The organism is Desulfoplanes sp. PS50 (assembly GCF_053851535.1).
Genome location: NZ_JBSPZA010000009.1, coordinates 41,114 through 61,637 on the forward strand (window position 1 = coordinate 41,114; position 20,524 = coordinate 61,637).

Consider the following 20,524-nt stretch of genomic DNA (forward strand, 5'->3'; position numbering starts at 1 on the left):
TGTATGGTTATTCAGCCTCGATGCTATCTATATACAACTCTCTGCCGCTGAGGATCTCGTGCCCAAACTCCGTGCCGCATTCGGGACAGGTCATGAGGTAGATATCATCCTCAACCGGCGAAAATTCGCATTTGCAGTCCCGGCAACGAACTCTGGTCGGGATTTCTTTCATTTCCAGATTGACCCCTTCCATAGGTGTGTCCACGGTCAGTGCCTTGAAGGCCATGTCCAACGCCTCGGGTACCACGGACGCCATCTGCCCGTGAACGATTTTGATGGATAACAACTTGGTTACATTGTTCTTGGCCATCTCTTCCTTGATAATGCCCAACAACCCTTCGGCAATAGAAAGTTCATGCATGACAGACTCCGTGGATGAAATTGATAAACAGGGCAGGGATAGTTATTTTTTGCCTGAGAAACAAGCCTTTTTTGCCCGGAAACCCTTATACACCTTTTGAAGGCGCATTCTTTGACTGTATGATAGGTTCGTAAGTTTCAAATGAGAACGCCGTGAAGTTTGGCCTTGCAAACGGGACATCTGCCATCGGTGATTGAATTGGCAACAATGCCGAAACCCGACCTCTCCACGCAAAGGGCCCCGCACTCGGGGCAATAGGTATTTTCATCGCCGCCACCCGGAATGTTTCCTTCATAAACATAGACCAGCCCTTTGGAACGACCGATATCCCTGGCTTTTTGGAGCGTGGCGGTCGGGGTGGGCGCGATATCGCTCATCAGATAGGCGGGATAAAATCTGGTTACGTGCCAGGGGATATACGGATCCACAGAGACGATGAAATCGGCAATCTGTTCCAGTTCCTTGTCGCTGTCGTTGTAGCCCGGGATGATCAGAGTGGTCACCTCTGTCCAGATTCCCAGCTCACGCATGGTGCTGACTGTTTCCAAAACCGGGGCAAGCCTTGCCTTGCACACGTCCAGATAAAAAGATTCTGAAAACCCCTTGATATCGATATTGATGGCATCAAGGAACGGAGCGATATACTCGGCTGCCTCTCGGGTCATGTATCCGTTGCTGACAAAAACGTTGCCGAGCCCCTGTTTGGCGGCCAACTCCGCGGTGTCATGGGCAAATTCCATGAATACGGTCGGTTCATTGTAGGTATAGGCGATGGATGCGCATCCGGACTCAAGGGCCCTGTCCACAATTTGCCTGGGGGTGCGAGAATGGCCGATGATCGCCCCTTCATGTTCCTGGGGATATTGGGAAATGTCTGCGTTCTGGCAGTGTTTGCAATGAAAATTACATCCCACGGTTCCGATGGAAAAGGCCTTTGTGCCGGGCAGGTAATGGAAAAGCGGTTTTTTTTCAATGGGATCGACATGTTCGGCAATGATTTTCCCGTAGACAAGGGACATGAGCTTGCCGTCCCGGTTTTCCCGCACCCCGCAAATCCCGCGATGAGTATCCTTGATAACACATCTGTGGGCACACAACCCGCATCGGACCTTGTTTTCTTCTTTTTTTTCGTAAAGTACGGCTTCCTGCATGATGACCTCCATGCCGAACAGTCACGGCAAAATGGTGAAGGGTTTTTAAACGGGATTCAACATATCCGTATCTTCATTCTTGTGTCCAGTCTGATCTGAAAATCGATTTTGGCCCCTATCTCAATCCCGGTATCTTCCAGAGTGTTGTGGAATAAATGTCCTGACGATACGAGCCCATTTTTTTGATAAAAAAAGGTCCTTCAGGGAATCTACCCTGAAGGACCTTGTTGGTAAGGAGATCCTCGATCACCTAGTTTGTGTCAAATGCGATGTATCCGACATTTTCATGGAGGTGATCCATTTCGTGATCTGCAGATTGTTCCTCCTCGATCATCATCTCGACCTGGTGGGGTGTGAGTTGATCGTAGCGTACGGTGCAGGGGTTGTCCCCTCGTGCTGTCTGCATGGTTGTGACAAGGGCCGGTGTCTGATCAAACGACGAATCAAAGAGAAAGGGGGAGAAGGTACTGTCGATGGTACTGCCCGTAGTTCCCACTTCAAAGGTCTTCTGATCAATGATCCCGGATGATGGTTCCCATGCGATGTAGGAGACGGTTTCTGGTGCATGTTGCTGATCACTCTTTTCCTGTTCCTGGATGCTGGTTTCAAACCCGGTTGTGGAGATGTTCTGGATTCTCGTGGCAGCAGAGGCCTCGTCATTCGTTGATGTAATACCTGCAAGGACAACGGGAACCGTGGACAGGGAATTATCAAAGGCAACGCTGATGAACTCATTGCTGACCTGAATGTCCGTGCTTCCCGCGCTGATCATCGTACCATCCTGTAAGACATGGGTGCCGCGCTCGGCCACAATGTATCCCAGGGTTTCGACCTTGTGCCTGCCATCGAGATAATCCCATTCCTGGACCCTGATCTCACACCCCTGGGGTGAGAGATTTCGGATTCTGATTACGGAGGGATGGTCACCTACAAAGGATACGCCTGAAGCGACGACAACAGGATCTGTATAGGTCTTGGCAAAGCGGATTGATGTCCATGTATGATCAGCAGAAACTTCGCCCAGTTCCAGGTTCATGGTCTGAGGGTCACTGGTCCCTTCGTCAGGATTGGTCGGATCTGCAGGTGTTTCTTCATCATTTTCGTCTGCACCCTGATCCGGTGATTCCAGGCTGACCGAACCTGCGCTAAAGGCCATGTACCCGACATATTCGCCGTAATGGTCCATTTCGCTGTCTTTGGATTGTTCTTCATGGACCAGAAGTTCAAAGGAGACGTTGGTTTTTTCCGTATATCTGAGCGTTGCCGGGTTGCTGCCGATGCAGGTCTGCATATCCGCTACAAGAACCGGGGGGACGGTGAATGCGGTATCCATATACTGGGTTTGAAACCCGTCTCCAAAGAGATTGTAGGAATTCTTGACCTCAAAGGAAATGTCTCCGCATGTTCCCTGTGATTCTTCCCAGGCTATATACATGACGGTTTCGGTTTGATGGATCTGGTCGGCATTTTCTTCTTCCTGCATCATGTATTCGAATCCGACACTGGTGACATTATCCATTCTTCCGGTGACAGCTGCACCGTCTGCAACGCTGACAATGCTTGTGGCAACGACAGGGGTGGAGGAGAGTTCCGTACCAAATCTCACCGGCTTGAGGGATGTGGTTTCACTGGTTGTAAAGCTGTCGGCAAGAACGGTGGAGCCATCAGCAAGAACATGGGAGCCGCGTTCGAGCACCAGGTAGCCGATCTGTTCGCTTTTGTGAACGCCATCAAGATAATCCCACTCCTGGACACGGATTTCAAATCCCGAGGAATCCACGTTGCGCACACGCACGACAGAAGGATGGTCTCCTGCAAAACCCAGGATGTTGGCAATGACGATGGGGTCGGAAAAATTCCGGCTCAATTGAATCCTGGTCCAGTTGTGGTCCACGTCAATTTCCCCGGTTTCCATCGTGAAACTGCCTGCCGGGATCGGATCGGGCGTCGGTTCCGGGTCCGGAGTCTGGGCAACCGGGACCGTGTAGCTCACTTCTTGTGAATACGTACTTTCATTTCCATAGAGATCATACGCGGTAGCGGCGAAGAAATAGGTCTCTCCTTCGCCCAGATCATCGATGACGTAGCGGGTGATATTGCCGACATCATCGATGCTTTGATAATCACGGCTTTGGGTACCGTAGTGAACACGATACCCGGCCAGTGTTTCCTCGCTGTTGGGAGTCCAACTGAGCGTAATTGTAGCTGCACTGACTGACATTGATTGTAATACACAGAACATCCAGAAAAAGATGAGAATCAGGGGTGTTGTACGACGTGATGACATGACTGCCTCCTAAAATGATGTTTGCCCGGGAGATGCAGCTGGTCATTGTACACCTGATCTGCCCTGGCAGCTCCACTGCCTTGTTCGTGATGAATGTAGGCGGTAGCTTTGCGTCCCAATCTTTCGAATGGTTTGCCCTTTCTGGGTCCCCTAAAGCAAAGCCTGGACCAAATGTGGTACGGGATTGAATGACAGAGATGATTTGTGGTATATTATACTGATATATAATATTTTTTTTAAAATTTTCACCCATGGGTAATTGAGTCGATGAACCGGATTTCGAATCAGAATTACGAGGGCGGGTTACCAAGGCGTAACGCTGCATGTAAGTGGAGAGGGGGTTGGATTATTTTTAGCCTGATTTTTGCAACAGCCCTGTGATGTGAGCCATTCGTTTACAAACAATGTTCGGTATGATTCAGCAACCGATTGGGAGCTCAGCTCAAGCGAGGGATAATGGGGAGCGTATTGGTGATAGATCCCGCAGGTCAGCAGGAAGCGTTTTTGCGACAGGGGCTGGAAAGAGAACATGCGATCGATTACCCCGGATCCATGGATGCCTGTACGAAAGTCTTGAAAACCCATGGGTACGAGGTGGTGATTATCTGTTTTCAGGATCGTCAGCAGCCTGATATCGAGATGCTTGTAAAGACCCGTGGACTGATCCCACATACGCCGATCATTGTTCTCGGCACGCGGCTCGAACCGGATATCATTGTTGCCGCTGTCAAGGAGGGGGCCTTTGATTTTGTGGTTGTACCCACGTCCGGGGAAAAAATCAGGCTGGTTGTGACCCGGGCCCTGGAACACAGAAAACTCAAGGATGAAATCGATTACCTCAGACATGATCAGGGATTTATATATGATTTCAATAAGATAATTGCAAAAAGTCCGAACATGCGCAGTGTAATGACCACACTCAAGAAATTTGCAGTAACCGACGCGACCATCCTCATGACCGGAGAAACCGGAACCGGAAAAAGTTTTCTGTCAGGTTCCGTGCATTTCAACAGTATAAGAAGAAAGAACTCGTTTATCACCATCAATTGTGCCAACATCCCGGAAACCCTGCTTGAAAGCGAATTGTTCGGCCATGAAAAAGGAGCCTTTACCGGGGCCGACAAGATGCGTGTGGGCAGACTGGAACAGGGAAACGGGGGTACGGTTTTTCTGGACGAAATCGGTGAAATGGATCCAGCACTCCAGGCCAAGTTTTTACGGGTACTCGAAGAGAAACGTTTCGAGCGATTGGGGGGAAACAGAACCTTCAGTTCGGATGTCCGGATTATTGCTGCCACGAATCGTGATCTCGAAGAATTGATCCACATGGGAAGTTTTCGTCAGGATCTGTATTACCGACTCAATGTGTTACGGATTCATCTTCCCCCCCTGCGGGACCGCACAGAGTGCATTATCCCGCTTTCTGAATTCATGCTCGAGAAAATTGTTCGTGATCTGAAAAAAAAGATTTTCGGATTTTCACCCGCAGTCATGGATGCCTTTATGGGATATTCGTGGCCCGGTAATCTCAGGCAGCTCAAAAACGTCATCGAACGGGCCGCCATTCTGGAGGATTCCGAGCATATCCGGATGGAAAACATCGCGCTTTCGGAAAGTTCTCCTGTGCCGATGCGCCAATCCTTTCCCTCGGTTTCTCCCGGTGACAAGCCGGAAAACTTCTCTTTGGTTCATCAGGAACGTGAAATGATCCTCCAAGCGCTTCGCGAAAACAATTGGGTGCAAAAAAATGCGGCAAGAAGTCTGGGGGTCAGTCCCCGGGCCCTCAATTACAAGATCAAGAAATTCGGCATTACCCATCAGGGGTGGCGTATCCACCGCTGATTCAATGATGGAAGGTTCTCAATACGTTCTGAAGAAGATGATTCCGGCGATGGCCATGACAAACATGCAGGCAGAACCCATACACCATTGCCAGCCTGTGGGATGGGAGAGATGCGTTTGAGGGGGGGGGAGAGTTTCAGAGGGGAGTGCAGACGTGGTGGGTCGTGGTGGGCGATGTGTGATTTCCGGTTGGTTTGTAATATTCAGCAATTCCCGTTTGAGAATCAGATAGCTTTCCTTGACCTTGAGATATTTGGCCTCGGCCATGTCGGTTCTCGAGCGTTCCTGGACGATTTGCTCTTTCAGGGAGGTGATCAGACTGTCCTTGAAAGATGTCGCCCTGTCTTCAAGTTCGCGAATCTGCCATTGAATCTGAAGAGAAAGTTTTTCCACCTGCTCTTCAAGGGTGTTCAGGCGATGTGTCCCTGCCGGATCTACCTGGATGTCCCTGCCGGATTGTTCTTCTGGTTGACCCTTTGGGGCGGCGACACCGATACCTCCCTTATCGGCTACAACCTGTTCGATAATCGACGCTTCGATGCGTGTGAGTTCATCGGCAAAGCCATAGACCAGTGCTGCATCGCAAAGAAGGTTGATGGATCGGGGCACACCTGCCGAGTATTCATGGATTATGTCCATGGATTCAGGGGTGAATAATTCCGGATCTCCATCGGCTTTGTGAAGTCTGAACTCAATGTATTGGACAGTTTCCTCCCGAGAGAGGGGCCCCAAATGATAGTTGACGGCAATACGTTGAGTTAATTGAGCCAGTTCCGGACTTTTGATTTTCACCTTGAGTTCGGGTTGTCCGACAAGCATGACCTGCACGAGCATCTGGGACTCGCTCTGAAGGTTGGAGAGCATGCGAACTTCTTCGAGAACTTCCCTTGACAGGTTCTGGGCCTCGTCAATGATGATGATGACCTTGCGGTTCTCCATGTACCGGGCAATGAGAAAATCATTCAGTATATCGAGATTTTTTGATTTATTGTCCGATTCAGCTTGCAGCTCGAATTCCGAGAGGATCATCTCGATGAGCTGGCTGGGCGAGATCTGGGTGTTGAAAATGACCGCCACTTCCATGTTTGTCCCGATTTGACGGAGGATATGACGGATGAGGGTGGTCTTGCCCGTACCGATGTCTCCGGTGAGCAGGATGAATCCAAGATTCTCTGAAATGCCGTATTGCAGATAAGTCAGGGCCAGCTGATGCTTGGACGTCATGTACAGACAGTCCGGATTGGGGACGATGGAAAACGGTTTGGAGCTGAATCCGTAGAATTCTGTATACATATGAGTTTCCGTCAGTCTAAGATGCCTTGTTCATGACCAGACCGACAAGTTCTTTTCCGTTGAGCATTTCCATGGCTTTCTGGATTTTGTTTTTCGGGGCCCTGCCTTCCTCGACTACCAGAATGATGGCGTCGACATAGGAAGAAAAAATAAGGGCGTCGGGATTGTCCACCAGAGGGGGGCAGTCGAAAATGACATACCTGTCCGAATATCTGTTCTTGAGTTCCCGTACCAGAGATTGCATTTTCGGAGTACTGAGCAGTTCCGTGGATTCAGTGGTACAACGACCGGCCGGAAGCACGACAATATCTTTCATGTCTTCAGGGTGGACCAGAACCGTGTTCAAAGGATGATCGCCGATCAGATAATCCGTGAGACCGATTTGTTCCTTAAGCCCCAGATAGGTGCTGATGTCAGGGTTTCGAAGGTCGAGATCCACGAGCAGAGATGTTTGCTGAGCATGTCGGGCAATACTTATGGCCAGGTTGATGGCTGTGGTGGTTTTGCCTTCTCGCGGGGTTGAACTGGTGACCATCAGGGTATTCAGGCCTCTTTTTTTTGTCCGAGCCATCACCTGGGTACGGAGGAGACCGTAATAATCGATGACCTCGGTGTCCTGGATGGCGGTCATGACCCTGAACTTTTCTAGATCCCGCGGGCAGATGGAACTCACCCGGGTGTGCGTGTAAACAATGGGTTCGTTCTGCGCGGGTTTTTCTTCCCGTTCAAAAAAAGATGGCTGCGAAATCTCACGGGAGAATTGGCTGCTTTTTGCTTTTTCCAGGGCTTTTGCGATTTTGCTCATGGCGGACTCGTTGGTTGAGGATGGGTGTTCTCCCCGGGGAGATGTTGGATATGCATGTAAAAAATTTCAAATAATTGAGAAATTACAAGGTGTTGGTAAACGCTTCCCCCGTTTCTTCAATTTTGTGCATGAGTACCTTACTCGTGAAAGTCTGTCATAAAAAACAAGAAAATTTTATAACCGCCTGAACGTAAAACGTAAAACCAAAAACCTAAAACTGCGGCTTGGCCGCATTAGAACATGATGGACACTTTCCGGCTCAATTCGACCCACAAGACATCAAGCGGACGATAGAAAAAGTGGACGGAAACGACACCGATGACCAGGAGCATGACCACGCTTGAGGGGATCGCTATCAATCTCATTTTCTTGAGCATTTTTTCCCGGGCCGTGGTGATCATGGGAATGACTGCTATGACCGGTTGGCCGGCCAGCTTGGCCAGCTCCTGGGGGTCGTGGACAACAAGATCCATGTTTTCAGCCATGGCGACCATGCCCATTCCGCTGCCCAGCGCCAGGGCGCACCCCAAAAAGAGGATGCCCAGGCGATTGGGGCTGGCAGGTTGTTCAGGGATGAATGGCGGTGAGATGATGGTCATTTTTTCCGCCATCTGATCTTCTTCGAGCATGAGGGCCTGTTCAGCAACCATGAGGCGTTCCGAAGTGGTTTCAAATTGTTGCTGGGCATTGGTGTAGCCCCGGATGAGTGATTTGTATTCCTGCTCGATTTTGGGGGTGTTTTCAATGCGTTTTACATATTGAGCGTAGTTTTTTTTCAAGGCCCCAAGTTCTTTTTTTCCCTCCCTGATGTCGATGTCTGTCTGCTGAATCTGATGGCGGATATTGATATAAACCGGGTTGTTGGGGTGAACCCGAGCTTTGGTCGCAGATGAACCAGGTTCCTGGTGATTGGCCATTTTGAGCTCAAGGGTTTCAATTTTTTTATTCAGGGCGATCAGGTCCGGATGCAGGTCTGAATATCGTTTTTTGAGAATCGTTTTCTGTGTCGTGAGTTCGTTGCGTTCTGCCTGGAGGTCCGCCATGCTCTCAAAGCCGATTGAACCCTTTTCAAGGGCCTCTATCTTGTTTTTGAGCATGAGCATGTCCGGATGCTGTTCTGACAGGGTCGCCTTGAGAGCTGTATAGCGTCGTTTGAGTGTTTCGAGGTCCGTGTCCGAAGCCTCGTCAAAGGTGTAGGGAGGAATGGTCGTCAATTGGCTTTCGAGCAACGCTTTGTGGCCGGTGAGTCTGCGCAGTTCGCTCGCCTTGAGTTCTATTTGCTGGGAAAGTCGTTCCATTGTGTTGCGATTGCTCTGAAGCATTTCCGGAAGTTCTGTGGGGTGGTTGTTTTTGAACATGGCCATGGCGGTTTCCTTGTCTATAATCTCCTGCCTGAGAGATTTTTGCTGCCTGGTCAGGAAATCGACCGTGGTTTGAGCCTTGGCCTCTCTGTCATGAAGGTTGGCTTCCAGAAATATGGATGTCAGTTCGTTGGTAACCTTGGCAACGGTGGTAGGGTCCTTGCCCTCGAATCCGACCTCAAAGGCCGTTATGGCAACCTGATCTTTTTTGTTGCCCCATTTGGTTGTAATGGGGGTCAATTCGATCTCCTGACGCAGTTTTTCTACAAGTTCCTGATTGGTATGGTTGTCACGGATATCCCTGTACAAATCATACTTCGTGATGATTCGGGAGAGGTTTGGAACACTGAGCACCCGTTGTGACAGGGAGTGGAGTCTGGCCTCCACGAGTCCGGTGATCGTGGTCCGCACAAGATCCTCGGGAACAACCTGTGTTTCAATGAGAATGGTTGCCTTTGATTTGTACTTGGGAGGAATGATGAATGCCGTGACTACGGAAATGATGAGAACTGAAATCATCGGGATCACAAAATACCATTTTCTTCGAACAAGAATTTTTTTAAAATTTTTCATGTTGTCCATAATGTGTTCACCATTGATTTCAGAATGATCGATTGGGGAAAATTAATTTTCGTACGGAAACATCATTGTATACATGATATATATCTGGTTACGAGTTATGTTTTGGTTTTCGTCTCGGTCCATATATACACCATAATTATACCCTGTTTTGATAAAGGAATTCTCGAAAACTTCATACTGCAAGTATGGTTCCATGCTATAATATGTATATTTTTCCTCGTCATCATCGTCACTGTCCGTCTGATCGGAATAGACATAAACCCCCTGGAAGCCGCAGCGCCATCGTTCACTTAGAAGATATTCGGCCATGGCATGGACTTTGTCCCGTTTCAGATCATACCCCCGTGCCCCGGATGTAATATCCTTTTTGTACCCTCCAGCCACTTTCCAGGTTTCTCCCTTCCAGGTCACGTCAAGACCCAGAGTCCCGCTTTCATCAAATGTTGTCTGGTCCCCAGTGCCGATAAATACATCAACGATGAGCCGCTCGCTTATGGTATGGTTGATACCTGCTGAGACATTGATCGATCTGGATGTATCGCTGTCGTCATTGACTTCGTTTTCGTAAAATTGATTGCCGGAAACACTGAATCTCACGGTGGTGCGTTCGGACAAGCGATACCGGGTCAGTGCCGAAAGTTTGTATTGATCTTCGTGATTCTTGCCCCCTTCCTTGTCATAGGACCGCAGATCGGCACTCGCGGTCACTCCCAGGCTCAGCAGTTCCGTCAATTTTCGTTCAACGCTTGCTCCAAAGCTGTGCGTCCTGCTGTCGCTGTAGGTGTCGTCGTGGCTATATCCCTGATAATCGGATTCGTTGATTCTATAGCTCAGACGCATCTCGGTGAGTTCGTCGAGATCATAGGTGCAAAAGGGGGAGACAGTATAGAGAATTCGATCTGCAGCGTGAAGGTTTTCCCCGGTCTCTTCAAATGAGCGTTTGGAATTACTGTCATAGGTAAAATTGGATTTCATGCCCAGAGAAAACCGATCCGTAGCATTATGGGATAGATCGAGCAGATAGTCCTGATCGAATCCGTCATAGGAACTTTCCTTCGAGTACCATGAATAATCGACAACTCCCGTGAAGTGCGCCTTGGATCTTTCCGTGGTCGCATCATATATCATCCCGGGAATTATTGAATGCACAAAATCTTCATCTTCGGTATATCCCACTTTGCTGTCATACGTTTCTTTTACGCTGATAGATGGTATTATCTTGTTTTTGAAAGCAAATGATGGATATACATTTAGTAAAGTAGCTGTAATTGTGACCAGTACATAAGAGAATATTGTTTTTTTCATACCTGGCACCTTGTCACTACGTGATTATATTTCATTAAAGGCTGTGACATCTTCCGCAAAATGAATTGTCACAGCCTTTATATGCTATTATGGGACAACAACGGTATCTCCCGGTTCGAGGATGATATTTTTTTCCAACTCCCTGCCCTGAGTGATCTTGTCATAATCTACGAAGATGGCGATCTGTTTCCCGGATGATTTTCTGAGTACATGGATTTCATCACCTGCTGCAAAAGGGGTCAATCCACCCGCCAGGGCAATAAGCTGGACAACCGACAGGGGGGAGCCCTCCATGGTGAACGTACCCTGTTTGTTGACCTTGCCCACGATATATACCTTGGGGCTTTTGATCTGTTCCATGATCACGCTTACGGGAGCGTCTGGAACAAATTTTTTGATTTTTTCCTGAACCATGTCCCGGACTTCATTCACTGTATGTCCACTGGCCTGGATGTCGCCGATGAGAGGAAAGGAAAACGTGCCGTCCGGCATGATCATGACCGTTCTGCTCAGGGTTTCATCCCTCCAGACAGAGATTTCCAGGACATCCTCCGGTCCCAGAACGAATCGGGGCAGAGGCGTGGTCAGTCCGTTTTGAGGGAGGGCAAGAAGCAGCAGGCAGAGCAGGGGGAAAAGGAATCGGAGGGTGGACATGGGAAACTCCTTGTATTCCAAAGGTGGATACGGATGTGTCTTGTTGTCTTTGTCATCAAAAATTGCCTTCAAATCCTACAGGCATCTCGATAACTGATGATAAAAACACGTCAACACGGACTTTTTCGATTAAAAGACTATCTATGATAGACAAACTTCGTGTCAGCAAGGAACATACCTATATGCAGTTCATCTTTTTTGTGGATGGTGAAAATTCGGTTTTTTTGCGGGAAGTCCTTTATCTCTGTACGTTAAAAGGCATAGTGGTTTGTGGAAAATAGGCTACTGAACATACGCGCTCATGATAGTTGGTCTCTATACAGGGAGTTCTGTCTAACAAACCCGGAAACAGGGGCTCATGGTTGGTGGTATGATTCATGCTTTAGTTAAGGATTGTGATAATAGTAAACATGGATCATATGTATGGGTGATGTGGATCGTTTCATTAACCTCAGAGAACCATTCCCTTTTTATGTCACGACTCCTTATTGTAGATGATGATCAGGAATTTTTGAACGCACTTGGGCGTGTGCTCAACCATATGGGTGAGCATCATGTTGGGATGCGGTCCCTTTCAGAGGGGATGGATGAGGTCTTGGCGAATGCCTATGATCTCGTTTTATTGGATGTGATCCTTCCGGACGGTAACGGGCTCGAGGCGATTAAGCATTTCCAGATGGCACCCTCTTCTCCGGAGGTTGTCGTTGTAACACAATATGGAGATGGAGAAGGGGCCGAACTGGCACTTCGCAACGGGGCCTGGGATTATATTGAAAAGCCTATCTCCATGACCACATTGCGTAATATCCTGAAGCGTTCGCTCGATTACAGGGGAAAGAAAAGGGAGTTTCTCAATCACAAGACCGTTCGTCGCGATAAGATCATCGGAACAAGTCGCCAGCTTCTTTCTTCACTGGAAAAATTGGCCAGAGCTTCCCGGAGCAAAGGAAACGTCATCATAACCGGGGAAACCGGTACCGGAAAGGAGCTTTTTGCACGGGCCATTCACGAAAACAGCGACCGCAGGGAAGGACGGATGGTCGTCGTGGACTGTACGAATCTGCCCAGAGAGTTGCGGGAGTCACTTCTGTTCGGACACGTCAAGGGAGCCTTTACAGGTGCCCACGAGACAAAAGTCGGATTGTTCAAGAACGCCGACGGAGGGACCATTTTTTTGGACGAAGTCGCTGAGCTCGCCCTGGCCCTTCAGAAATCCATGCTCCGGGTTTTGCAGGAAGGACGGTTTCGTCCGGTTGGATCCAGTGTCGAGGTCTCGAGCAGTTTCAGAGTCATCGCCGCCACCAATCAGGATTTGCAGAAGATGGTCGAAGAGGGGGCGTTTCGGAAAGATCTGTATTACCGACTCAATGCGCATTGTCTGCATCTGCATCCCCTGCGGGAACGCAAGGACGACATCCCCGTGCTGACCGGCCATTATGTTGAAGAGATCTGCGATGAGTATGAAATCCCCGCAAAAACGGTTTCCCGTGAATTGCTGCGTGTCCTGTGCCGGTATGTATGGCCGGGCAACGTGCGCGAACTGGTCAACACGCTGTATGCGGCTATTGACAATGCATTGAATGAAAAAATTCTCTATCCGCACCATCTTCCTCTTGATGTGCGGGTAGCCGTGGCCAAGTCCTCTTTTTCCGGCAAGGGCAATGGCCATTGCCTCCAGGAAAAAGAGGATGACGTCACCAACCCACATGCCTATCTACCGGATCTGGAGCCGGAAAATCTGCCCACGCTCAAGGAAGTGCGCAACAAGACCGTCTCAACGCTTGAAATTTCCTATCTGAGTGCCCTTGCCAGGGTTTCATCCGGCAACGTCACCAAGGCCTGCAGCATTTCCGGACTCTCCCGTGCCCGTCTGTACGAGCTTTTCAAGAAGCATGACCTCAATATCCGTCATGGCAGGGCTTTCATGTAGGATACCCGGTGGCGGGCGGAGAAAGATACGTGCCTTTTGCCCGGAAACGTGAACGGGAGACCGGGTTATCCCGGCCTCCCGTTCACGTTGAATCTTTGTATCCTCCATGAAACAATGTGCCACTCGCTTACCGCCTGAATCGCTTTATCCCGAAAAGTCCGACACAACCTGCTCCGAGAAGCCAGATGCCTGCTGGAAGGGGCGTTACCTGTGTGTCTGTATCGGGCACCAGAACCCATGCGTACTCGTCCTGTCCGGCATTGCCGTTTCCAATGACTGCCGATGTATCCATGCCGAATCCCGAGTTGTACGCATAGCCCGTTTGAGCGCCTTTGGCATAGAAATCTCCCCACATGGGGGATTTGTCCGTGACAATGGTCCAGGAGGACTGATTTTCAAACTTGAGTCCGTAGATATCTCCGGGAATACCGGGATTGCTCCCTCTCTGGGCGTGGGCATTGTATGTGGTGGGACTGCAGCCTGCACAGGAACTTGAACCGGGTCCCAGATTACCGCCCTCATCGATGGGGTCTCCTGAAAAACTCGAAGAGACCTCAAGGATCGCGTGGCTGATGTCCGGTTTGGATCCTGTGAACGTATAGGCATACTCCCAGAGTTGTATCTGATCATCGAAACTGACCGTCCATGAGAGCGTGGTCGGAGAAGGGGAGCCGTTGGGAGTTTTCCAGTCGGAGACAAGTTCTCCCAGCGTCGAGAACAGGTGACCGCTGTACATTGTCGATGCCCCGGCGGGAAGACAAAGGGCCAGCATCAGAACGGGGACAAGAAGCAACGAGCTAAAAGAACATGTTTTCATGGAGACCTCCATTGTGGTGACGGATCATGGGCATATCGGATGATAGGAAGATAGATCCCCTGGCATCAGAAAATGGTTTCTAAAGATCACAGGGATCAAACCACCATTGTCGTAGTATCCGTTTGGATTATGAAAACTATGTGCCAAGTATAAAAACTTTTAAAATCAGTGTATTGGTTGTGAACTCTCCGCCGGATCCAGATTTTCCGGAAATCCCTCTCCCGGGTTCGGGTTTGACCATCGGCCGGATAGGAGGCACAAGTGGTCGGCAGCATGTGTCAATCAACCGGACGATCAGGGGATGAGGGCTTTGGTTTCAGATGAAATAGCAGTGATTGGACCGACCCGATTTCACGGCGAACCAGCCAGGGGATGTTCCGGCTTTTGCAGACGCTGTGGTCAGGAGCACGCGCTGGGTCCAGGGAGAGCCCGGGAGCATTGCCGCGAACTCATGCGCATGCTTAAGCGAGAGGGGCGGATTGACTGGATCCTTCCCCCTGACAAAGCGGACCCGCGTTTTAGGACGGAGTATCTTTTTGGTCCGGCCCGAGGACAGATGTTCGGCATCATGGAGTATGTGGATGCCCGGGGAACTCCCGGTATTGCCAGGGCTTTTTCCGGTCAGTATAATGGTATATGGCATGTGGAAGGATGGGTCGATCCCCTGGTCGATACCATGGCCATGGATCGGATCTGTCAGCCGGTGGAACGCAGGATCAAGGCATTGGGAAGACGGATTGCCGGGCTTGCAGAGAGTTCCTTGCTGTACAGGGAGCTGGTACGGGAGCGAAGATCGCTTTCTCGCAATCTCATGCAGGAGATTCACGGATTGTACACCCTCTCCAATTTTCGTGGAGAAACCCGTTCGCTGCAGGACGTTTTTCTTGGTTCCGGGAACATGCCGACCGGGACGGGTGACTGCTGTGCCCCCAAATTGCTCAACCATGCCGTGAAAAACAGACTCACCCCCCTGGGGATTGCCGAATTCTACTGGGGGCGTACAAATCGTTCGGCAAGCAGGCTGCATGGTCGGTTCTATCCGGCATGTGCTGAAAAATGTCGGCCCATTCTGGGGTTCATGCTTTGCGGCCTTTCTGGAACCTGATCGGGTTCACAACAAGAGAAGATGATGAAATTTGAAGAACTGGGACTTGTCCCGGAATTGATACACGCTTTGAGGCAGGAAGAGATTGCCGAGCCGACCCCCATCCAGGAGAAGGCTATTCCTGTCCTTGTGGAGGGGAAAGATGCCTATGTCAGCTCGGCCACAGGTTCAGGAAAGACCCTGGCCTATCTGCTTCCCATATTTCAGGAAATCGATACCACGCAGAAATCTGTACAGGCCATGGTTGTTGCCCCGACCCATGAGCTGGCCATGCAGATTTTCAATCAGGCCAGGGATCTGTCCGAACATTCAGGTATGGGTGTGCGTACCCAGGTTGTGATAGGCGGTATTGCGGTCAATCGTCAGCTCGAAGGGCTCAAGAAAAAGCCGCATCTGATCGTGGGATCGGCGGGCAGGATGCTGCATCTGATCGCTTTGAAGAAAATCAATCCCCATACAGTGACAACAGTTGTTGTGGATGAAGTGGACAGGCTGCTCTGCGGTGACACTGCCGGAAATGTCCTGGACTTGATTGCCAAGACCTCCCGCAACAGACGACTCGTTTTTGTTTCTGCCACGGTTCAGCCGGCAAGTCTGCGGGAAGTGAAAGATTTGGCTCCGTCCGTGGTCAAGGTCCATGTGGACGCCAATCAGGTCAGCCCGACCATTGAGCACCAATATATCGTTTGCGAAGAACGGGATAAGCCTGATATTCTGCGAAAACTCATGCACGCCCTGGAACCCGAACGGGCCATTGCCTTTGTGCATAAAAATCGGACTGCAGAAATCATTGCCGAAAAACTCATCCATCACAATCTCCCGGTTGCCGATATCCACGGGGCTCACGACAAACTCAGCCGTAAACAGGGACTCGACAATCTGCGGACCGGCAAGGTTCGACTGCTCCTTGCCTCGGACATTGCTGCCCGAGGATTGGACATCAAGGATGTGTCACACATTTTCAATGTGGATATTCCTTCAAACAGCAAGGATTATCTGCACCGGGTCGGCAGAACCGGGCGTGCCGGGGCCTCGGGGACAGCCCTTTCCCTGGTCACCCCCAAGGAACTCAGAATCGTCGAACGGATCCAGCAGGAACTGGGTGTCGTCATGCAAGCGGTCCGTTTGTTCAAGGGCCAGGTAGTAGCTGAAACCAATCAGGATAGCAGGTAGAAGAACCTGCTGATTCATTCTCGGGAGGTAACTATTCAGGTGCATTTCCCGGGAATCAGAATTGTAAATTTTAGAAATTTAAGAGATTTAAGAAATTACAGGCGGTTAGCGTGCAGGTCCTTAATTTCTAAAATTTCTGAAATCCTTAAATCTCTAAAATTTACGGGCTGGCACTCAAATTTAACATTACATTGCAGTCTGTTGCGCCTGATAAATTTTGACCTGAACAGTTACCTCTGGAGGAAAGAATATGCCGTCGTTTGATATTGTCAGTCAGGTGGATTTGCAGGAAGTGGACAATGCCATCAACAATGTGAAGAAGGAAGTGGATTCCCGGTACGATTTCCGGGGAGTGGCCACGGAAATAAGCTTCAACCGGAAGGACAAGCGGATACATATCCTCACCGGGGACGAGATGAAGATCAAGGCCCTGCGCGATATGCTCAGCGCCCATGCCGTTCGCCGCAAGATTGATCCCCGGATCATGGATTTCAAGGAGCCCGAGGGGACCTCCAAAGGGCAGCTTAAGCAGCAGGTCAGCCTGCGGGAAGGAATCGACAAGGAAACGGCCAGGAAATTGGTCAAACTGATCAAGGGATCCAAACTCAAGGTCCAGGCGGCCATCCAGGATGATCAGGTTCGGGTGACCGGAAAGAAAATCGACGAGTTGCAGGCGGTTATTAGCTTGATCAAGGAAGAGGAATTTGAGCAGCCCTTCCAATTCGTCAACATGAAATAGGGTTGTGAAAATTTAAGAGATATAGGAAATTTTAGGAATTTCAGAGATTTTAAAGCGTTAAGAAGGTTGGGAGAGTTGAGAGATTGGAGAGATTCTGATGCGGTGTGCAGTGATTTCCATCGTTTTGAGATTTCTCCCAACGCCTGAAAATGAAGCCGGAGTCGGTCCGGTGTACCGGCTGGAGACATGCTGAAGGGAAGGGCAAGAGTACCTTACTCGTGAAAGTCTGCCATAAAAAACAAGAAAATTTTATAACCGTTTGAACTTAAAACCTAAAACTGCGGCTTGGCCGCATGAGATTGTTTGTGGTTGCGCTCGGCATCGGCCAGGGCGAGGTAAAAGGCTCCCACAGCCAGTTCGGCACAGTGGAAATGGTCGTCAGGCAGTGTTTCAAGGTACGCGACAACGGTTTCCGGGTGAATGTCCCAGGCCTCTTCCAGTTTTTTGCCTTCGCTTAAAATGGCAACGGTGTTGGCTGTAGCACTGGTATGCATACACCCGTCAATATCCAGGGAGATATGGGTGATCCGGTCATCTTCCATGGTCAGGAAAAATTCGATGGTGTCACCGCACTGACCGGTTTTTTTGCCGTATCCGTCGGGATGTTCCAGCCGTTCCCTCCGTTCGTGACTGAGTGCCATCTTGAGGTAGTTGTCAGAATGATCCTGCCAAAAGTTCATGGATTGTTGGGTGTCGCTCATGATTCGTCCTTAATATCTGCATGTTCCCGTATAATCAAAACTTTTTCATGCCCACGTGGAGCCGAGCCGAAGCCTTGTACCTTTTGTGATCCTTGTGGGCAATAGAAGAATGAGGGGTAGAAAAGAATAATCGCGTCATGCTTGCCATCGCTTTGATATTTGGGCATACAGAAACACAATTTTCGTATGATTTTTCTCGTCTCATCCGGAGCAAAAGCAAGAGTCAATTACTGGAGTATTCTATGGATACAAAACCCTTGAGTCTGAAATATTCTTTGAGTGAGGAGATCGCCAGCAGTGTCATCCACGGTCTGGGTGTTCTCTTTTCCATTGCAGGATTGGGGATTTTGACCGCCTTTGCAACGGCCTTTGGCGATGAATGGCATATTGTCAGTGTGAGTATTTTTGGCGGGTCCATGATTATCATGTACACGGCCTCCACCCTGTATCACAGTATTTCTTCGCCCAAGGCCAAGACGGTCATGCGGGTTCTGGATCATTCCTCCATTTTTCTGCTCATTGCCGGAACATATACGCCGTTCACCCTGGTCAGTCTGCATGGGCCATGGGGCTGGACCCTGTTCGGCATCATATGGGGACTTGCCCTTGCCGGAATCGTGCTCGAACTGTCACCCTTTCGCAGATGGCGTATTTTTCAGGTCAGTCTCTACCTGGGCATGGGCTGGGCCATTATTGTGGCTATCAAACCCCTCCTGGCCAGTGTCCCCTCGGGTGGGATCAGGCTTGTTGTGGCAGGTGGGTTGTGCTATACATTCGGGGTCATTTTTTATGTGTGGCGAAGATTGAAGTTCAACCATGCCATCTGGCATCTTTTTGTTCTTTCCGGAACAATTCTGCATTTTTTTGCGGTTCTTTTATACGTGATCCCTGTGGTTTCCTCCTGAGATTTTTTTGTTTGTTATCGTTCCCCATTCCAAACGGGACACACCTCTTGGTACCTCATGTCTTTTTCCTCGTTTTCCAGTGATCCCTCTTCCCTTCCCAACGATGCCCTTTCCCTTGAGCTGTCCGCTATTGTTGAAGATTTTTGTGATGTTGTCTTATACGTCGATCCCGCTGGATCCATCGTGGCCACCAAAGGCCATGTGTCGACTTTTTTCAGGACGAAACAGGTACTTGGCAGAACAGTCTGGTCGGTTCTTGGCCTTAATGTGAAGAATGTTCAGGAAATGCTTGCCAAGTATCCTCCCGAAGATATTCAGGAAATCTTTTCAGCCCATGGCAGTGAAAGTTTCTGTCTCCGGGTTATCCCCCTGCCGGAACCGTTCTGTCCCTCCGGGGGATTCGTGGTCGTGGTTACCAGCAATTCCCCTTTGATAGATTTACGTGAGGCCTACGAACAGCGGCTTTCTGACAACATTACGGCCTGGGACGACAGCATGGCCCTTTTTCATGCTCTTTTTGAGACCACGGCTGATCCGACCTTTCTTGTTGATGCCAAGCAGCGGATGCTCTCAGCCAATAAGGCTGCCAAGAGCCTGTATGAGCAATCCTATTCGCCGGGCAAGAACTATCTTGAGATCATCCGTCCCACAGAGCCGGATATCCTCCGCGATGCCATGCGTACTCTCAGATCCGGAAAATCATGGACCAGTGAGATGTACGTCCAGGATGGCCCTGATGGACGTCTCCCCGTGGAACTGACATTGAGAAGGGTGGATCTCAACACCTCGCGGGTCTATCATCTCGTGCTTCGGGATCTTTCGGAGCTGAATACGCTGGAAAAGGGGCTGCACAAGACAAAGGCCCAGGTCGAGGGGATGAATGTGACCCTGCGCAATGTGCTTAATTCTGTTGAAAAGGAAAAGCAGGGACTGCGTGAAGAAATTTCCAAACAGGTCAAGGAGCAGATACTGCCTGCCCTGGATAGAATGGCGCGGGAGAAATGTCCCGAGGTCAGGGATGAGTATCATACCCTTCTCAAGGAACGATTGGGCGCAGTTACTCACGATCCTGCAGACCCTCTGGATGCGCTCATTCTCACCCTGACCCCCAGGGAACTGGAGATCGCCAAACTTATCGCCTCGGGGCAGAGCAGCAAGCAGATTGCAGAGCTTCTTGGCTCCTCGTTTGATACCATCCAGACCCACCGCAAGAATATCCGCAAGAAACTGGGCATCCGGGGTAAATCCGTCTCCCTGTATGCCTACCTGAACAGCCAGGGGTATCTTGGCGAATCCTGATCCATGTATTCAGATCATCCCCCTCGGACAGATCGTGGTTGTATCCGGCTGGATCGATCCCTCCGCACAGAGAATAAATACCTGATCGGGTAGAGACTCCTCCCCGATTCCTCCCCCATATATCACCTTGTTGGCAGGACTATTTCCTGTTCTTATCCCTATGCTCAAAATCTCGAAATTGAGGTAGATGGATTGTATTATGGTTGGAAAGTAT

General features: G+C 49.8%; 17 protein-coding genes and 1 riboswitch. Of the genes, 7 read left to right on the forward strand and 10 right to left on the reverse strand.

All coding sequences use genetic code 11. The annotated features are described in order from the left end of the window. Positions 1-7: 7 nt before the first annotated feature. The 3 genes from ACTVJH_RS05860 to ACTVJH_RS05870 all read right to left on the reverse strand — a co-directional run bounded on the left by ACTVJH_RS05860 (position 8) and on the right by ACTVJH_RS05870 (position 3,799). Complete coding sequence (locus ACTVJH_RS05860) at positions 8-361, reverse strand: hydrogenase maturation nickel metallochaperone HypA/HybF (protein ID WP_455988429.1); 354 nt, start codon at positions 359-361, stop codon at positions 8-10. A gap of 137 nt (positions 362-498) precedes the next feature. Beyond that, on the reverse strand, positions 499-1,512 hold the full coding sequence (gene amrS, locus ACTVJH_RS05865; RefSeq protein WP_455988431.1) for an AmmeMemoRadiSam system radical SAM enzyme: 1,014 nt from the start codon (positions 1,510-1,512) through the stop codon (positions 499-501). 250 nt (positions 1,513-1,762) lie between these two features. Further along, entirely contained in the window at positions 1,763-3,799 is a 2,037-nt protein-coding gene (locus ACTVJH_RS05870) for a fibronectin type III domain-containing protein (protein ID WP_455988433.1), read from the reverse strand. A 62-nt stretch (positions 3,800-3,861) separates the two neighbouring features. Next, positions 3,862-3,946, reverse strand: a riboswitch (cyclic di-GMP riboswitch). A 324-nt stretch (positions 3,947-4,270) separates the two neighbouring features. Here ACTVJH_RS05870 and ACTVJH_RS05875 point away from each other — a divergent pair. Next, the gene (locus tag ACTVJH_RS05875; RefSeq protein WP_455988435.1) at positions 4,271-5,641 is read left to right on the forward strand and encodes a sigma 54-interacting transcriptional regulator; all 1,371 of its coding nucleotides are present in this window, start codon (positions 4,271-4,273) and stop codon (positions 5,639-5,641) included. Positions 5,642-5,659: 18 nt separating this feature from the next. Here the strand turns inward: ACTVJH_RS05875 and ACTVJH_RS05880 are convergent, their stop codons facing one another. From ACTVJH_RS05880 to ACTVJH_RS05900, 5 genes are all read right to left on the reverse strand, one after another. Beyond that, positions 5,660-6,934 (reverse strand): ExeA family protein, encoded by a 1,275-nt coding sequence (locus ACTVJH_RS05880; protein WP_455988437.1) that lies wholly within the window; start codon positions 6,932-6,934, stop codon positions 5,660-5,662. Positions 6,935-6,950: 16 nt separating this feature from the next. After that, the gene (locus tag ACTVJH_RS05885; protein WP_455988439.1) at positions 6,951-7,739 is read right to left on the reverse strand and encodes a polysaccharide biosynthesis tyrosine autokinase; all 789 of its coding nucleotides are present in this window, start codon (positions 7,737-7,739) and stop codon (positions 6,951-6,953) included. A gap of 233 nt (positions 7,740-7,972) precedes the next feature. Further along, positions 7,973-9,682, reverse strand: a complete 1,710-nt coding sequence (locus tag ACTVJH_RS05890) for a GumC family protein (RefSeq protein ID WP_455988441.1) — start codon at positions 9,680-9,682, stop codon at positions 7,973-7,975. Between the two features lie 42 nt (positions 9,683-9,724). Continuing rightward, complete coding sequence (locus ACTVJH_RS05895) at positions 9,725-10,831, reverse strand: hypothetical protein (protein WP_455988443.1); 1,107 nt, start codon at positions 10,829-10,831, stop codon at positions 9,725-9,727. Between the two features lie 243 nt (positions 10,832-11,074). Further along, positions 11,075-11,641: a polysaccharide biosynthesis/export family protein gene (locus ACTVJH_RS05900; RefSeq protein ID WP_455988445.1), complete on the reverse strand. Its 567-nt coding sequence runs from the start codon at positions 11,639-11,641 to the stop codon at positions 11,075-11,077. A gap of 472 nt (positions 11,642-12,113) precedes the next feature. Between ACTVJH_RS05900 and ACTVJH_RS05905 the strand changes: the two genes are divergently transcribed. Beyond that, the gene (locus tag ACTVJH_RS05905) at positions 12,114-13,571 is read left to right on the forward strand and encodes a sigma-54-dependent transcriptional regulator (RefSeq protein ID WP_455988447.1); all 1,458 of its coding nucleotides are present in this window, start codon (positions 12,114-12,116) and stop codon (positions 13,569-13,571) included. 127 nt (positions 13,572-13,698) lie between these two features. On the opposite strand, the gene ACTVJH_RS05910 is transcribed toward ACTVJH_RS05905, so the two are convergent. Continuing rightward, a complete protein-coding gene (locus tag ACTVJH_RS05910; protein WP_455988449.1) occupies positions 13,699-14,388 on the reverse strand; it encodes a VPLPA-CTERM sorting domain-containing protein in 690 nt (229 codons plus the stop codon). A gap of 331 nt (positions 14,389-14,719) precedes the next feature. Between ACTVJH_RS05910 and ACTVJH_RS05915 the strand changes: the two genes are divergently transcribed. The 3 genes from ACTVJH_RS05915 (at position 14,720) to ACTVJH_RS05925 (ending at position 17,405) form a co-directional block, all read left to right on the forward strand. Next, positions 14,720-15,493: a hypothetical protein gene (locus ACTVJH_RS05915; protein ID WP_455988451.1), complete on the forward strand. Its 774-nt coding sequence runs from the start codon at positions 14,720-14,722 to the stop codon at positions 15,491-15,493. A 21-nt stretch (positions 15,494-15,514) separates the two neighbouring features. Beyond that, positions 15,515-16,666, forward strand: coding sequence for a DEAD/DEAH box helicase (locus ACTVJH_RS05920; RefSeq protein WP_455988453.1), 1,152 nt, complete (start codon positions 15,515-15,517; stop codon positions 16,664-16,666). A gap of 250 nt (positions 16,667-16,916) precedes the next feature. Beyond that, positions 16,917-17,405: a YajQ family cyclic di-GMP-binding protein gene (locus ACTVJH_RS05925; protein WP_455988455.1), complete on the forward strand. Its 489-nt coding sequence runs from the start codon at positions 16,917-16,919 to the stop codon at positions 17,403-17,405. A 272-nt stretch (positions 17,406-17,677) separates the two neighbouring features. Here ACTVJH_RS05925 and ACTVJH_RS05930 read toward each other — a convergent pair whose 3' ends face one another. Then, positions 17,678-18,106 carry an iron-sulfur cluster assembly scaffold protein gene (locus tag ACTVJH_RS05930; RefSeq protein ID WP_455988457.1) on the reverse strand — a complete coding sequence of 143 codons (429 nt, stop codon included), beginning with the start codon at positions 18,104-18,106 and terminating at the stop codon, positions 17,678-17,680. Between the two features lie 242 nt (positions 18,107-18,348). On the opposite strand from ACTVJH_RS05930, the gene trhA reads away from it, so the two are divergent. After that, positions 18,349-19,011 (forward strand): PAQR family membrane homeostasis protein TrhA, encoded by a 663-nt coding sequence (gene trhA, locus ACTVJH_RS05935; protein ID WP_455988459.1) that lies wholly within the window; start codon positions 18,349-18,351, stop codon positions 19,009-19,011. Between the two features lie 57 nt (positions 19,012-19,068). Further along, positions 19,069-20,310: a LuxR C-terminal-related transcriptional regulator gene (locus tag ACTVJH_RS05940; RefSeq protein WP_455988461.1), complete on the forward strand. Its 1,242-nt coding sequence runs from the start codon at positions 19,069-19,071 to the stop codon at positions 20,308-20,310. Positions 20,311-20,524 lie beyond the last annotated feature (214 nt).

Bases quoted from the DNA above. Each gene is read 5' to 3' on its own strand.
- ACTVJH_RS05860 (WP_455988429.1), bottom strand. From the start codon at position 361: ATGCATGAACTTTCTATTGCCGAAGGGTTGTTGGGCATTATCAAGGAA.
- ACTVJH_RS05870 (WP_455988433.1), bottom strand. From the start codon at position 3,799: ATGTCATCACGTCGTACAACACCCCTGATTCTCATCTTTTTCTGGATG.
- ACTVJH_RS05905 (WP_455988447.1), top strand. From the start codon at position 12,114: ATGTCACGACTCCTTATTGTAGATGATGATCAGGAATTTTTGAACGCA.
- ACTVJH_RS05930 (WP_455988457.1), bottom strand. From the start codon at position 18,106: ATGAGCGACACCCAACAATCCATGAACTTTTGGCAGGATCATTCTGAC.
- trhA (WP_455988459.1), top strand. From the start codon at position 18,349: ATGGATACAAAACCCTTGAGTCTGAAATATTCTTTGAGTGAGGAGATC.
- ACTVJH_RS05890 (WP_455988441.1), bottom strand. From the start codon at position 9,682: ATGGACAACATGAAAAATTTTAAAAAAATTCTTGTTCGAAGAAAATGG.
- ACTVJH_RS05900 (WP_455988445.1), bottom strand. From the start codon at position 11,641: ATGTCCACCCTCCGATTCCTTTTCCCCCTGCTCTGCCTGCTGCTTCTT.
- ACTVJH_RS05880 (WP_455988437.1), bottom strand. From the start codon at position 6,934: ATGTATACAGAATTCTACGGATTCAGCTCCAAACCGTTTTCCATCGTC.
- ACTVJH_RS05940 (WP_455988461.1), top strand. From the start codon at position 19,069: ATGTCTTTTTCCTCGTTTTCCAGTGATCCCTCTTCCCTTCCCAACGAT.
- ACTVJH_RS05910 (WP_455988449.1), bottom strand. From the start codon at position 14,388: ATGAAAACATGTTCTTTTAGCTCGTTGCTTCTTGTCCCCGTTCTGATG.
- ACTVJH_RS05920 (WP_455988453.1), top strand. From the start codon at position 15,515: ATGATGAAATTTGAAGAACTGGGACTTGTCCCGGAATTGATACACGCT.
- amrS (WP_455988431.1), bottom strand. From the start codon at position 1,512: ATGCAGGAAGCCGTACTTTACGAAAAAAAAGAAGAAAACAAGGTCCGA.
- ACTVJH_RS05885 (WP_455988439.1), bottom strand. From the start codon at position 7,739: ATGAGCAAAATCGCAAAAGCCCTGGAAAAAGCAAAAAGCAGCCAATTC.
- ACTVJH_RS05925 (WP_455988455.1), top strand. From the start codon at position 16,917: ATGCCGTCGTTTGATATTGTCAGTCAGGTGGATTTGCAGGAAGTGGAC.